The sequence below is a fragment of the uncultured Microbacterium sp. genome, assembly GCF_964244775.1.
GTDB lineage: Bacteria > Actinomycetota > Actinomycetes > Actinomycetales > Microbacteriaceae > Microbacterium.
In genome coordinates, this window is sequence record NZ_CAXTJR010000001.1 from 956,668 (window position 1) to 970,400 (window position 13,733).

At 68.2% G+C, this 13,733-nt stretch carries 12 protein-coding genes; 1 reads left to right on the forward strand and 11 read right to left on the reverse strand.

Going from position 1 to position 13,733, the window contains the following annotated elements:
• Positions 1-8 precede the first annotated feature (8 nt).
• The 7 genes from gap to ACFE6Z_RS04660 all read right to left on the reverse strand — a co-directional run bounded on the left by gap (position 9) and on the right by ACFE6Z_RS04660 (position 9,220).
• Positions 9-1,019, reverse strand: a complete 1,011-nt coding sequence (gene gap / locus ACFE6Z_RS04630; RefSeq protein ID WP_375384493.1) for a type I glyceraldehyde-3-phosphate dehydrogenase — start codon at positions 1,017-1,019, stop codon at positions 9-11.
• Between the two features lie 102 nt (positions 1,020-1,121).
• The gene (locus ACFE6Z_RS04635) at positions 1,122-1,748 is read right to left on the reverse strand and encodes a superoxide dismutase (protein WP_375384494.1); all 627 of its coding nucleotides are present in this window, start codon (positions 1,746-1,748) and stop codon (positions 1,122-1,124) included.
• 152 nt (positions 1,749-1,900) lie between these two features.
• Positions 1,901-2,878 carry a DNA-binding protein WhiA gene (gene whiA, locus ACFE6Z_RS04640; protein ID WP_375384495.1) on the reverse strand — a complete coding sequence of 326 codons (978 nt, stop codon included), beginning with the start codon at positions 2,876-2,878 and terminating at the stop codon, positions 1,901-1,903.
• 89 nt (positions 2,879-2,967) lie between these two features.
• Positions 2,968-3,846 (reverse strand): RNase adapter RapZ, encoded by an 879-nt coding sequence (gene rapZ / locus ACFE6Z_RS04645; RefSeq protein ID WP_375384496.1) that lies wholly within the window; start codon positions 3,844-3,846, stop codon positions 2,968-2,970.
• A 26-nt stretch (positions 3,847-3,872) separates the two neighbouring features.
• On the reverse strand, positions 3,873-5,795 hold the full coding sequence (uvrC, locus tag ACFE6Z_RS04650; protein WP_375384497.1) for an excinuclease ABC subunit UvrC: 1,923 nt from the start codon (positions 5,793-5,795) through the stop codon (positions 3,873-3,875).
• Between the two features lies 1 nt (position 5,796).
• Entirely contained in the window at positions 5,797-8,682 is a 2,886-nt protein-coding gene (uvrA, locus tag ACFE6Z_RS04655) for an excinuclease ABC subunit UvrA (RefSeq protein ID WP_375384498.1), read from the reverse strand.
• A gap of 52 nt (positions 8,683-8,734) precedes the next feature.
• On the reverse strand, positions 8,735-9,220 hold the full coding sequence (locus ACFE6Z_RS04660) for a MarR family winged helix-turn-helix transcriptional regulator (protein ID WP_375384499.1): 486 nt from the start codon (positions 9,218-9,220) through the stop codon (positions 8,735-8,737).
• Between the two features lie 42 nt (positions 9,221-9,262).
• Here ACFE6Z_RS04660 and ACFE6Z_RS04665 point away from each other — a divergent pair, with 42 nt between their 5' ends.
• Positions 9,263-9,505 (forward strand): hypothetical protein, encoded by a 243-nt coding sequence (locus tag ACFE6Z_RS04665; protein WP_375384500.1) that lies wholly within the window; start codon positions 9,263-9,265, stop codon positions 9,503-9,505.
• Between the two features lie 28 nt (positions 9,506-9,533).
• Here the strand turns inward: ACFE6Z_RS04665 and uvrB are convergent, their stop codons facing one another.
• The 4 genes from uvrB to ACFE6Z_RS04685 all read right to left on the reverse strand — a co-directional run bounded on the left by uvrB (position 9,534) and on the right by ACFE6Z_RS04685 (position 13,672).
• Positions 9,534-11,612: an excinuclease ABC subunit UvrB gene (uvrB, locus tag ACFE6Z_RS04670; protein ID WP_375384501.1), complete on the reverse strand. Its 2,079-nt coding sequence runs from the start codon at positions 11,610-11,612 to the stop codon at positions 9,534-9,536.
• 61 nt (positions 11,613-11,673) lie between these two features.
• Entirely contained in the window at positions 11,674-12,294 is a 621-nt protein-coding gene (coaE, locus tag ACFE6Z_RS04675) for a dephospho-CoA kinase (RefSeq protein ID WP_375384502.1), read from the reverse strand.
• Positions 12,295-12,341: 47 nt separating this feature from the next.
• Complete coding sequence (locus tag ACFE6Z_RS04680) at positions 12,342-13,034, reverse strand: hypothetical protein (RefSeq protein ID WP_375384503.1); 693 nt, start codon at positions 13,032-13,034, stop codon at positions 12,342-12,344.
• Positions 13,035-13,138: 104 nt separating this feature from the next.
• Positions 13,139-13,672, reverse strand: a complete 534-nt coding sequence (locus tag ACFE6Z_RS04685) for a GIY-YIG nuclease family protein (protein WP_375384656.1) — start codon at positions 13,670-13,672, stop codon at positions 13,139-13,141.
• Between the last annotated feature and the right edge of the window lie 61 nt (positions 13,673-13,733).

Below are 13,733 nucleotides of genomic sequence, written 5' to 3' on the forward strand. Positions count from 1 at the left end.
GGTGGCGCTTAGAGGCTCTCGGCGACGTACTCGGTGAGGTCGACGAGACGGTTCGAGTAACCCCACTCGTTGTCGTACCAGGCCGAGACCTTGACGAGGTTGCCGCTGACGTTGGTCAGCTCCGAGTCGAAGATCGACGAGTGCGGGTTGCCCTGGATGTCGCTGGAGACGATGGGGTCTTCGGTGTACTGGAGGTAACCCGCGAGGGCGCCTTCGGCCGCAGCCTTCTTGTACACCTCGTTGACCTGGTCGACCGTGAGTCCTTCGGTCGGCGTGACGATCGTGAGGTCGACGATCGAGCCCGTCGGCACGGGGACGCGGTAGGACGAGCCGCTGAGCTTGCCGTTCAGTTCGGGCAGCACGTGACCGATGGCCTTGGCGGCACCGGTCGAGGCGGGGACGATGTTGATCGCGGCGGCGCGGGCACGGCGCAGATCGCTGTGCGGGCCGTCCTGCAGGTTCTGGTCGGCGGTGTAGGCGTGTGCCGTCATCATGAACCCGCGCTCGATGCCGAACGCGTCGTTGAAGACCTTCGCGAGGGGCGCGAGGCAGTTCGTCGTGCACGATGCGTTCGAGATGATCACATCGGTCTCGGGGTTGTAGTCGCTCTCGTTCACGCCCATCACGATCGTGACGTCGTCACCGGTCGCGGGTGCGGAGATGAGCACCTTCTTGGCGCCGCCGGCGACGTGCTTCTTGGCGTCTTCGGCCTTCGTGAAACGGCCGGTCGACTCGATGACGATGTCGACTCCGAGCTCGCCCCATGGCAGGTTGGCCGGGTCGCGCTCTTCGAAGACCTTGATCGACTTGCCACCGACGGTGATCGAGTCGGCGTCGTACGAGACCTCTGCGGCCAGCGGTCCGCCGACGGAGTCGTACTTCAGGAGATGGGCGAGCGTCTTGTTGTCGGTGAGGTCGTTCACCGCCACGATCTCGAGGTCGGCGCCCTGTGCGAGGGCCGCCCGAAGGTAGTTGCGTCCGATTCGGCCGAAGCCGTTGATTCCGATCTTGACGGTCACGGAATATCTCCTGATTGTCGTGCGCGAAAGCGCGGTTGGTGCGGCTTCAGACGAAGGACAACGGCGTCCCGGCGGGCCATCCCGCCGGGACGCCCATAACTGCTACGACAGTACCAGCAGACCCGTTGTCTTCTCGCGGGCGGCGGTGAAGCGCTGCTGAACGTTGCCCCAGTCGGCGATGTTCCAGACGGCCTTCACATAGTCCGCCTTGACGTTGAGGTAATCGAGGTAGAACGCGTGCTCCCACATGTCCAGCTGGAACACCGGAATGGTGCCCGCTGCCGTGTTGGACTGCTGGTCGAAGAGCTGCTGGATGATCAGCTGCTGGCCGATCGTGTCCCAGCTGAGGACTGCCCAGCCGGAGCCCTGGATGCCGGTGGCTGCGGCGGTGAAGTGCGCCTGGAACTTCGCGAACCCGCCGAAGTACTCGTCGATCGCCGAGGCCAGCTCTCCCTCGGGCTGGCCGCCGCCGTTGGGCGAGAGGTTCGTCCAGAAGATCGAGTGATTGACATGCCCGCCGAGGTTGAAGGCGAGGTCCTTCTCGAGCTTGTTCACGTTCGCGAGGTTGCCGCTGTCACGGGCCTCTGCAAGCTGCTCGAGAGCGGTGTTGGCGCCGGTGACGTACGTCTGGTGATGCTTGTCGTGGTGCAGCTCCATGATCTTGGCGCTGATGTGCGGCTCGAGAGCGGCGTAGTCGTAGGGGAGGTCGGGCAGCGTATAGATCGCCATGTTCTCTTCTTCCGGTCGGCGCGGCGCCGAGGCCCGGGGCCGCGAGGGTGACGTTTTCATCCTAGTGAGCGGTAACGCAGCGATGACCGGGTTGCTTCCCCGCATGACGCCCCAGTACCGGCGATCAGATCGGCGGGGCGGCCTCAGGCGGCTCAGTCCTCGGCGCCGACGGGAACAGCAGACTCGGTATCGGGGATGCCGTCCACCTCGGCCTTCTTGTCGGCCATCGCCAGGAGCCGACGGATACGGCCGGCGACCGCGTCTTTCGTGAGGGGCGGATCGGCGTGGTGGCCGAGTTCGTCCAGACTCGCGTCGCGGTGGGCGAGCCGGAGCTCGCCGGCCTCACGCAGGTGCTCGGGCACCTCGTCGGCGAGGATCTCGAGCGCGCGCTCCACGCGCGCGCATGCCGCGACCGCAGCCTGCGCCGAGCGACGGAGGTTGGCATCGTCGAAGTTCACCAGCCGGTTGACCCCGGCGCGCACTTCGCGCCGCTGACGCAGCTGGTCCCACTCGCTCGCGGTCTTGAGTGCCCCCATCTCGGCCAGCGCTGCCCGGATCGCCTCGCCGTCGCGCACGACCACCCGCGGCACTCCGCGAACCTCGCGGGCCTTGGCGGGAATCCCCAGCCGGTGAGCGGCTCCGACGAGCGCCATCGCCGCCTCGGAGGACGGGCAGGCGATTTCGAGGGCGGCGGAGCGGCCGGGCTCGCTGAGGGTCCCGGTCGCGAGGAATGCCCCCCGCCACACGGCGGCGAGGTCGGCTCGCGATCCGGTCGTGAGCTTGTTGGGGAGACCGCGCACGGGGCGCCGGCGCTGGTCGAGGAGACCGGTCTGCCGGGCGAGGGTCTCACCGCCCTCGATCACGCGGACGGCGTAGTGGCTGCCGTTCCTGGCGCCGGACCCCTGTACGTGCACGAGCTCGGGACGCACCCCGTAGATCTCCACGAGGTCGCGGGCGACCCGGCGGGCGAGAACGTCGGAGTCGAGCTCCGCCTCCACCGCAACGCGGTTCGCGATCGAGTGCAGCCCGCCGGAGAACCGCAGGATCGACGTCAGCTCAGCGACTCGGGCACTCGGCCGGGGTTCTCGGACGGCGGCGAGTTCTGCCTTCACGTCGGTGGTCAGCGGCACGGCAATCCTCTGGTCGAAGTCCTGATGTCATGTGTCGCACCCGGTGCAGCGCCGCGTCGCAATGCGCGGGCGGGGAACGACGCTCCAGCCTACTCGCGACCGAGATCGCGATGAGTGGTGCGCACGGCCACGCCCGGCTGCTCGGCGAGACGGGCGGCGAGCTCCTTGGCCATCACCACCGAGCGGTGCTTGCCCCCCGTGCAGCCGACGGCCACGACGGAGTGGCGCTTGTTCTCACGCTGATACCCCTGCAGCACCGGGCCCAGGGCGGCTGCGTACGCGTCGAGGAATTCCTCTGCACCCTCCTGCGCGAGCACGTACTCGCGTACCTTCTCGTCCTCGCCGGTGAGTGCCCGCAGATCCTCGTTCCAGAACGGGTTGGGCAGGAATCGCATGTCGGCGACGAGGTCGGCATCGGTCGGGAGGCCGTACTTGAAGCCGAAGCTCATGACCGTCATCGTGTGGCGCGGTGCATCCTCGACCGCGAACAGTTCGACGACCTGGCTGGAGAGCTGGTGGATGTTGTAGTTCGACGTGTCGATGATGATGTCGGCGCTCTCACGGATCGGCGCAAGCCGCTCGCGCTCCAGCCGGATGCCGTCGATGATCGTGCCCTCGCCCTGCAGCGGGTGGGGTCGGCGCACCGCTTCGAAGCGCCTGACGAGCACCTCGTCGGACGCGTCGAGGAACAGCACCCGCACCTGCCGCGCATCGCGCAGCACCCTGGTGACCTCGGGAAGCTGGGCGAACAGGTCGCGGCCCCGCACATCCACCACGACGGCGACCTTGGGCAGCGCACTGGCGGCGAGCTCGGTGATCTCCAGGAGCGGGCGGAGCATCTGCGGAGGCAGGTTGTCGACGACATACCAGTCGAGATCTTCGAGCGCATCGGCTGCCGTCGAGCGGCCGGCACCCGACATCCCCGTGACGATGAGCACTTCGCCCGGTTGGCGTGCTGCGTCGGTCATGACCACCCCCGTCGTCGCCCCCCAGCCTAGTGAGTCGCGAGGTGGTCGTGAATCGCGACCGCGAGCTTCGGGCCGATGCCGGGAAGTTCGGCGATCTCATCGGGTGCCGCGTTCTTGAGGGCCGCGACCGAGCCGAAATGGCGCAGCAGCGCCTTGATGCGGGCATCACCCAGCCCCGGCACCTCCGACAGCACACTGCCGATGTCGCGGCGCCGCCTCTTGCGCTGGTGCGTGATCGCGAAACGGTGCGCTTCGTCGCGCAGCCGCTGCAGCAGATAGAGCGCCTCGCTCGTGCGCGGAAGGATCACCGGGAAGTCCTCTCCGGGAAGCCAAACCTCCTCGAGGCGCTTGGCGATCCCGCACAGGGCGATCTCCTCATGACCGGCGTCGGCGAGCGCGCGGGCCGCCGCCTCGACCTGCGGCTTGCCGCCGTCCACCACCAGCAGCTGAGGACGGTACGCGAACCGCGGCCGCTTGCGGGTCGTGACGACGTCGCCGTCCGCGACCGCCGCGGTCAAGGGGTCGGGCAGTTCGTCGGGCTCCTCCGCACGGTCGACATAGGCGAGTCGCCTCGTGAGCACCTGGTAGATCGAGTCGGTGTCGTCGGTGGTCTCGGGAATCGAGAACGACCGGTACTGGTCTTTGCGGGCGAGTCCGTCCTCGAACACCACCATCGATGCCACGACGTTGGTTCCACCCAGGTGAGACACGTCGAAGCATTCGATCCGCAGCGGTGCCTCGACGAGTCCGAGCGCTTCCTGGAGGTCGGTGAGGGCCTGCGCGCGCGCGACGTAGTCGCTGGTGCGGCGGGTCTTGTGCAGCATGAGGGCCTGCTGCGCGTTCAGCGATGCCGTGCGCATGAGCTCGGCTTTCCGCCCTCGCTGGGCGACTTGGATGGTCACCGGCCGCTGACGCCTGTCGCGAAGCCATTCCTCGAGGTCTGCCGCGTCTTCGGGAAGGGCGGGCACGAGCACCTGTCGCGGGATGTCGGCGGCGGCGGCATCGCCGTACGTGCGCTGCAGCACCTGATCGACCAGGTCGGCGCCGCCGATGTCGAGTTCCTTCTCGATCGTGAGAGCGCGGACGCCGCGGACGCGTCCGCCGCGGATGACGAAGTGCTGCACGGTGGCGGCCAGTTCGTCCTCCGCGATGCCGAACAGGTCGGCGTCGGTGTCTTCGGCCAGCACGAGGGCGCTGCGGTTGAGCACCGCGTCGATCGACCGGAGCTTGTCGCGGTAGGTCGCCGCGGCCTCGTAGTCCATTGCGGCGGAGGCCTCCCGCATCCGCTGCGTGAGCGCCTTCGTGAACCGCTGGTCTCCGCCGGACATGAACGCGATGAAGTCGTCGACGATGGCGCGGTGCTCCTCGATCGACACCTTTCCCGAGCACGGACCCCCGCATCGGCCGATCTGTCCGGGGAAGCACGGGCGACCGGTCTGCATGGCCTTCTTGTACGACGCGTCGCTGCACGTGCGGATCGGGAACACCTTGATCATCAGATCGATCGTGTCGTGGACTGCCCAGACCTTCGGGTACGGGCCGAAGTACTTGGCCCCGCTGATCCGCCTGTTGCGCGTCACGATGACCCTGGGCGCCTCGTCGGCCAGCGTGATGGCCATGAACGGGTAGGACTTGTCGTCTTTGTAGCGCACGTTGAACGGCGGATCGAACTCCTTGATCCACATGTACTCGAGCTGCAGCGAGTCGACATCGCTCGCCACGACCGTCCATTCGACGGACGCCGCGGTCGTGACCATCCGCCTGGTGCGCTCGTGCAGCGACCGCAGCGGTGCGAAGTAGTTCGACAGGCGCGCGCGCAGATTCTTGGCCTTGCCGACGTACAGCACCCGGCCGTCGGCGTCACGGAACCGGTAGACGCCCGGGTTGGTCGGGATCTCGCCGGGCTTGGGCCGATACGAGAGGTGCGACGTCCGTTCGAGATCAGCCACCTCAGCCCGCCTTGCGGGCCGCCTGCGTGCCGAGCACCTCCGCGAGGAAGGCACCGGTATAGCTGCTCTCGACACGGGCGATCTGCTCGGGAGTGCCGGTGGCGAGCACCTCTCCCCCGCCGGCGCCGCCTTCAGGACCCAGGTCGATGATCCAGTCGGCGGACTTGATCACATCGAGGTTGTGCTCGATGACGATGACCGTGTTGCCCTTCTCGACCAGGCCGCCCAGCACCTCGAGGAGGCGCCGTACGTCTTCGAAGTGCAGACCGGTCGTCGGTTCGTCCAGGACGTAGATGCTGCGACCGTTGCTGCGCCGCTGGAGTTCGGTCGCGAGCTTGACGCGCTGCGCTTCGCCGCCGGAAAGAGTGGTCGCGGACTGGCCGAGACGCACGTATCCGAGTCCGACGTCGACCAGGGTCTTCAGGTACCGGTGGATCGCCTGGATGGGCTCGAAGAAGTCGGCGGCCTCCTCGATCGGCATCTCGAGCACCTCGGCGACGTTCTTTCCCTTGTAGTGCACGGAGAGGGTGTCGCGGTTGTACCGCTTGCCGTGGCAGACCTCGCAGTCCACGTACACGTCGGGGAGGAAGTTCATCTCGATCTTGATCGTGCCGTCACCGGCGCATGCTTCGCAGCGACCGCCCTTGACGTTGAAGCTGAAGCGCCCGGGCTGGTAGCCGCGCGCCTTGGCCTCGGGGGTTTCACTGAACAGCGTCCTGACCCGATCGAAGACGCCCGTGTAGGTCGCCGGGTTGGAGCGCGGAGTGCGGCCGATCGGACCCTGGTCGACGTGCACGACCTTGTCGAGGTCGTCGGTGCCGGTGACGCGGGTGTGCTTGCCGGGCACCCGGCGGGCACCGTTCAGGCGCGAGGCGAGCACTTCGTAGAGGATGTCGTTCACGAGAGACGACTTGCCCGAACCGCTCACGCCGGTCACCGCGGTGAGCACGCCCAGGGGGAAGTCGACCGTCACGTTCTTGAGGTTGTTCTCGCGCGCCCCCACGACCGTGATCTTGCGGCTGCGATCGAAGCGCCGCCGCTTCTTCGGGGTGGGGATCTCACGGCGACCCGAGAGGTAATCGGCAGTCAGCGACTCGCGCTCGGTAAGCAGCGCATCCAACGGACCGGAGTGGACGACCTTGCCGCCGGCCACCCCGGCGTAGGGGCCGATGTCGACGATCCAGTCGGCGGCGTGGATCGTCTCCTCGTCGTGCTCGACGACGATCAGGGTGTTGCCCAGATCTCGCAGGGTCACCAGGGTCTCGATGAGCCGGCGGTTGTCGCGCTGATGCAGGCCGATCGACGGCTCGTCCAGGACGTACAGCACTCCGGTGAGTCCTGATCCGATCTGGGTGGCCAGCCGGATCCGCTGCGCCTCACCGCCGGACAGCGACGCGGCGGCGCGGCTGAGGTTCAGGTAGTTGAGCCCGACCTGGATGAGGAAGTCCAGGCGCACCCGGATCTCGCGCAGCACCTGCGCGGCGATCTGAGCCTCGCGATCGGTGAGCTGGAGGCGGGCGAAGTAGTCGCGGGCGTCCGCGAGGCTCAGGCGCGAGGCATCCGCGATCGAGTGCCCGTGCACGAGCACGGCCAGCACTTCGGGCTTGAGGCGATCACCGTTGCAGACGGCGCAGGGCACCTCGCGCAGGTATTCCGACCAGCGCTGGCGCTGCGTGTCGGACTCGGCGCTGTTGTACTGCCGTTCGATGTAGGGGACGACGCCCTCGAAGCCGGACGCGTAGCGCATCTCGCGCCCGTAGCGGTTCTTCCAGCGCACGGTGACCTTGTAGTCCTCGCCACGGAGGACCGCTTCCTGGATCGCGACGGGGAGTTTGCGCCACGGGGTGTCCAGCGAGAAGCCGAGGTCGTCGGCGAGTCCTTCCAGCAGTCTTTCGTAGTACTGGAACAGGCCCTTGCCCTGGGTGGTCCACGGGATCAGCACACCCTCGCGGATCGAGAGGGCATCATCGCCGAGCATGAGCTCGACGTCGACGGACATGCGGGTGCCGAGGCCGGAGCACGTCGGGCACGCCCCGAACGGCGCATTGAAGGAGAACGTGCGCGGCTCGATCTCGGTCAGCTGCAGCGGGTGTCCGTTGGGACAGGCGAGCTTCTCGGAGAACGACTGCCACGCGGCATCCCCCTCCTCGTCGACGAAGTTGACCTGCACGAGGCCGCCGGCAAGACCCAGGCCCGTCTCGACCGAGTCGGTGACGCGGCTGAGGATGTCGGGGCTCGCCACGAGCCGGTCGATCACGACGGCGATGTCGTGCTTGTAGCTCTTCTTGAGCACCGGGGGCTCGGCGAGCTGGATGGGCTCGCCGTCGACGATCGCGCGCGCGTATCCCTTGGCGCCCAGCTCGCGGAACAGGTCGACGAACTCGCCCTTCTTCTGCGAGACGACGGGGGCGACGATCTGGTAGCGCGTCTTGTCCGGCAGCTCCATGAGCTGGTCGGCGATCTGCTGGACGGTCTGGCGTTGGATGACGGCGCCGCACTCGGGGCAGTGCGGCACGCCGATGCGGGCCCAGAGCAGACGCATGTAGTCGTGGATCTCGGTGATCGTCCCCACCGTCGAGCGGGGGTTGCGGTTCGTCGATTTCTGGTCGATCGACACCGCCGGGCTCAGCCCCTCGATGAAGTCGACGTCGGGCCGATCGACCTGGCCGAGGAACTGGCGCGCGTACGCGCTCAGCGATTCGACGTAGCGGCGCTGGCCCTCGGCGAAGATCGTGTCGAACGCGAGGCTCGACTTGCCCGAGCCCGACAGCCCCGTGAACACGACGAGCGAATCGCGGGGGATGTCGAGGTCGACGTTCTTCAGATTGTGGACGCGAGCACCGCGAACGCTGAGTTTTCCGGGCGCGGCGACGGGGACGATAGGCACTGGTCAATTGTAGGCGCGGCCTCCGACACCGCTCCCCGGGTTCGCTCTGGGCTCAGCCGGCGTGGGCGGCCGTGCGGCGGGTACGGGCGGAGACGCCGGTGCGGGCGGACACGCCGCCGGCGAACGGCCCGAGGCCGTCGCGGAGGGCTGCGAGCTGCGCAGCATCTATTCCGACGCTGCGCATCACCTGACCGGGCACCTCCAGCGCCTGAGAGCGGAGGGAACGGCCTTCGTCGGTGAGATCGATGTCGAGGATGCGCTCGTCCGCCGCGCGTCGCGCCCGCGTGAGGCGGCCCTGCGCCTCGAGCCGCTTGACCAGCGGCGAGAGCGTCGCCGACTCCATCGCGAGCTCGTCGGCGAGGTCGCCCAGCGATCGCGGCGCACGCTCCCACAGGGCGAGCATCACAAGATACTGCGGATGCGTGAGCCCGAGCGGCTCGAGGATCGGGCGGTAGATCGACACCACGTTGCGTGCCGCCGTCACGATGGCGAAGCACACCTGGTTGTCGAGTTTCAGCAGGTCGTCGCGAGTCGCCATGAAACGATCCTATCTGCACGATTAGTTAGTACACTAATGAACATGACGACTCCGGATGCTCCCGCCCCGCGCTCCACGCTGCGTCAGCGGGTGCGCGACGCGGGCGGGTGGTATGCGTGGATAAACGCCACGCTCATCCGTGCTGCCGGCCCCGCAGCGGTGGGGCCGTATGAGACGACGCCGGAACCCGACCGCACCGAGCGGGCCTGCCCGCTGTGCGGACGGCCGATGTCGCTGCACACGTTCGACAGGTCGGGCCCGAAGCCCCTCATGCACTGCCCGTGAGCCGAACGGTGCGGGTGTCGTAGGCCCGTCAGGCGTGCCCGGCGCGCTCCATCGCCCGCAGCTCCTTCTTGAGGTCTTGCACCTCATCGCGCAGGCGCGCGGCCAGCTCGAACTTGAGTTCTCCTGCCGCCGCCAGCATCTGGTCGCTGAGGTCGGCGATCGTCGCCTCCAGCTGGTTGGCGCCGTCCGCGGCGATACCAGTGCGCCGCAGACCAGGGGTCGGCGACTTGCCCTTGCCAGTCGCGCCGGCGCCACCGCCGCGCGAGAGCATGGCCTTCGTGTCGGCGCCCTCGCGGGCGAGTGCCTCGGTGATGTCGGCGATCTTCTTGCGCAGCGGTTGCGGATCGACGCCGTGCTCGAGGTTGTACGCGATCTGCTTGTCGCGGCGGCGGTCGGTCTCTTCGATCGCATTGCGCATCGAATCGGTCATGTTGTCGGCGTACATGTGCACTTCGCCTGACACGTTGCGGGCTGCGCGGCCGATCGTCTGGATCAGCGAGGTGCCGCTGCGAAGGAACCCCTCTTTATCGGCGTCGAGGATCGCCACGAGCGACACCTCGGGCAGGTCGAGACCCTCGCGGAGCAGGTTGATGCCGACGAGCACGTCGTACACGCCGGCGCGCAGCTCGGTGAGCAGCTCCACGCGGCGGAGCGTGTCGACGTCCGAGTGGAGGTAGCGCACCCGGACGCCGTGCTCGCCGAGGAAGTCGGTGAGCTCTTCGGCCATCTTCTTCGTGAGTGTGGTGACCAGGATGCGCTCGTCGCGCTCGACGCGGATGCGGATCTGCTCGAGCAGATCGTCGATCTGACCCTTCGAGGGCTTCACGACGATCTGCGGATCGATCAGGCCGGTGGGGCGGATGATCTGCTCCACGATGCCGTCGGCGATGCCCATCTCGTAGCGGCCGGGGGTCGCGGAGAGGTAGACGGTCTGACCGACGCGGTTCTTGAACTCGTCCCAGCGGAGGGGGCGGTTGTCGAGCGCGCTCGGAAGCCGGAACCCGTGCTCGACGAGGGTGCGCTTGCGCGAGGCATCCCCCTCGTACATCGCGCCGATCTGCGGCACCGTGGCGTGCGACTCGTCGATCACCACGAGGAAGTCGTCGGGGAAGAAGTCGAGCAGGCAGTGCGGCGCCTCCCCAGGGGCGCGGCCGTCGAGATGCCGGGAGTAGTTCTCGATGCCGGAGCAGAAGCCGAGCTGCTGGAGCATCTCGAGATCGAACGTCGTCCGCATCCGCAGACGCTGGGCCTCGAGGAGCTTGTTCTGCGATTCGAGCTCTTTCAGGCGCGCTTCGAGCTCGATCTCGATCGTGCCGATCGCGCGCTGCACGGTGTCGGTGCCCGCGACGTAATGGGATGCCGGGAAGATCGGCACCGATTCGAGCCTCTGCACGACATCGCCGGTGAGCGGGTGCAACATGTAGAGCGCCTCGATCTCGTCGCCGAAGAGCTCGATGCGGATCGCGTATTCCTCGTAGACGGGGATGATCTCGATCGTGTCGCCACGAACGCGGAAGTTGCCGCGCGAGAAGTCGACGTCGTTGCGGTTGTACTGCATCGAGATGAACTTGCGGATCAGGGCGTCGCGGTCGTAGCGCTCCCCCACCTGCAGTGCGACCATCGCGCGCATGTACTCTTCGGGAGCACCGAGGCCGTAGATGCACGAGACGGTGGAGACGACGATGACGTCGCGGCGGCTCAGCAGCGAGTTGGTGGTGGAGTGGCGCAGCCGCTCGACCTCGGCGTTGACCGACGAGTCCTTCTCGATGAAAGTGTCGGTCTGGGGCACGTAGGCCTCGGGCTGGTAGTAGTCGTAGTAGCTCACGAAGTACTCGACCGCGTTGTTCGGCATGAGCTCGCGGAACTCGTTCGCGAGCTGAGCGGCGAGCGTCTTGTTGTGGGCGAGCACGAGAGTGGGGCGCTGCACCTGCTCGACCAGCCAGGCGGTGGTAGCCGACTTGCCCGTACCGGTGGCGCCGAGCAGCACGACGTCGGTCTCGCCGGCGTTGATGCGCGCCGCGAGCTCGGCGATCGCCTGCGGCTGATCACCGCTCGGCACGTACTCGCTGACGACCTCGAAAGGGCGGACCGAACGCGTTGCCTGCATCCCTCCAGCGTAGGCGCGGCCTCCGACATCGAGGCCCGCGTTCGCCGAGCGCGGATGGCGCTCAGCGGCCGGCGCGCACCGCGATCCGTTCGGGCAGCGAGACCCACAGCTCATCGACCTGCCTGATCGTCTGGTCGATGTCGCCCGAGGTGTCGATGACGACGTCGGCGATCGCGAGCCGCGCATCATCGGAGGCCTGCGAGGCGATGCGGGCCGCGGCATCCGCTTCGGTCATCCCGCGGATCTCGACGAGCCGGCGCGCGCGCACCTCGGCGGGAGCGTGCGCCACCACGATGAGCTCCCACGGATCGTCGGCCCGCGCCTCCACGAGCAGCGGCACGTCGTACACGACCACCCCGGCGGGATCCGCTGCCAGAGCCGCCGTGATGCGGCGCTGCGATTCGATGCGCACGGCCGGGTGCACGATCGCGTTGAGGCGACCGATCGCCCCGGCGTCGCCGAACACGCGCCCGCCGAGGGCGGGGCGATTGAGCGCTCCGTCGGGATCGAGGATGTCGTCGCCGAACTCCGCCGCCAGGGCGGCGACGACCGGAGATCCAGGCTGCTGCACATCCCGCACGATCGCATCAGCGTCGACGATCGTCGCGCCGTGCTCGGCGAGTCGGTGGGCGATCGTGGATTTCCCCGAGGCGATGCCTCCGGTGAGTGCGACGAGGGGCATGACTCGAGGATGTCACGACCCGGCCCGTCCCGGAGGGGGCGCCGGACTCAGAATCCGTCGAAACCGCCGAAATCTCCTCCGCCGAAGTCGCCTCCACCGAGGTCTCCGCCACCCCAGCCCCCGTCGGCGGCACCGGCATCGGCGGCTCCAGCATCCGCAGCGCCGGTATCCGCAGCGCCAGTTTCGGTGCCGGCGTCGGTGGAGCCATCGGTGGAGCCGTCGCCGGAGCCCTGATCGGACGCGAACGCGGGGGCCATGAACGCGCTGACCAGCGCCGAGCCGATCACGTACCCCGCGACCGTGCCGAGGATCGATGAGCCCACCATCGAGCCGAAGCTCGGGCCCTGGCGTCCGCCGCCGCCGAATCCCCCGCCGCCACCGCCGCCGAGCGTGCGCTCCATGAAGCCCGGATTCGTCGACTCGGCTCGCGTCGCCGCGCGCGCCATCGACTGCGGGTCGGTGGAGGTGGGCCGCTCCGCGCCCGTCAGCCCGGCGGACAGATCGGCGAGCACCTGCTGGCGCTGCGGCTCGGTGAGCTTCGCGAACGCCTCCGCGTGCACCTGCTCGATCGTCTCGGGCGGAGCCGTCCGCAGCAGATACCGGTAGCGCTCGATCGCGATCTCGTCTTCGCTGCGCGGCGGTCGGTTGGCGGGCTGCGTCGGCCGCTCGTACGCGGTGGTGCGCGGCTGAGCCTGGCTGGCGGTGTCGTCATTGCCGAGCAGGCGGTCCCAGAATCCCATGGAGTCCTCCGTCGTGTGGGACTCCTCACAGTAGGGCCGGAGGATTCGAGGATGCTGGGATCACCGCATCCGTTCGCCGTCCGCGTACCGCGGCCACACGCAGGTCACCCGCGCAGCGCGATCGCCTCGCTGACCCATCGCGTGTGCAGCTCCCACGGGTCGAGGACCCCGGCGCGCACGCCGTCGATGTGCGCGCGGAGCCCGTCGGACAGCCGGAACCATTCGGTGGCGCCGAAGCGCTCCTCGGCGAACTGGAGATGCCGGCGATGCTCCTGCCGGCGATCGCCTCGCTCGAAGGCGAGGAGCTCATCGTGGCGGATCGCCGCGAACCGCTGCCGGGGGTTTGCCGTCGTGCCGATCTTCACGCGATCGTCGAACCGGAGGTAGTAGACGACGTCGACGCGCGGCGGCGGAAGCTCGCCGTCGACGATGTCGCCGTGCCGCCACTCGCAGACGGCGCAGAGCCACCCGGACGGGTATCGCACCCCGATCCTGGAGCCGCACAGCCGGCACGGCGAGGGAAGCACATCGGTGATGCCGAAGGCCGCATCGGCCCACTCGGCTGCGATCACCAGGTGTCCTTCGCACAGCGGCAGGGGCGCATCCGGCGGCACCGAGCCCCGGCATCCGTCGCTCATGATGCACGAGGGGCGCGACGAATCGGGGGGCACGGGTCGACGGTAGGCCGGAGCACCGACA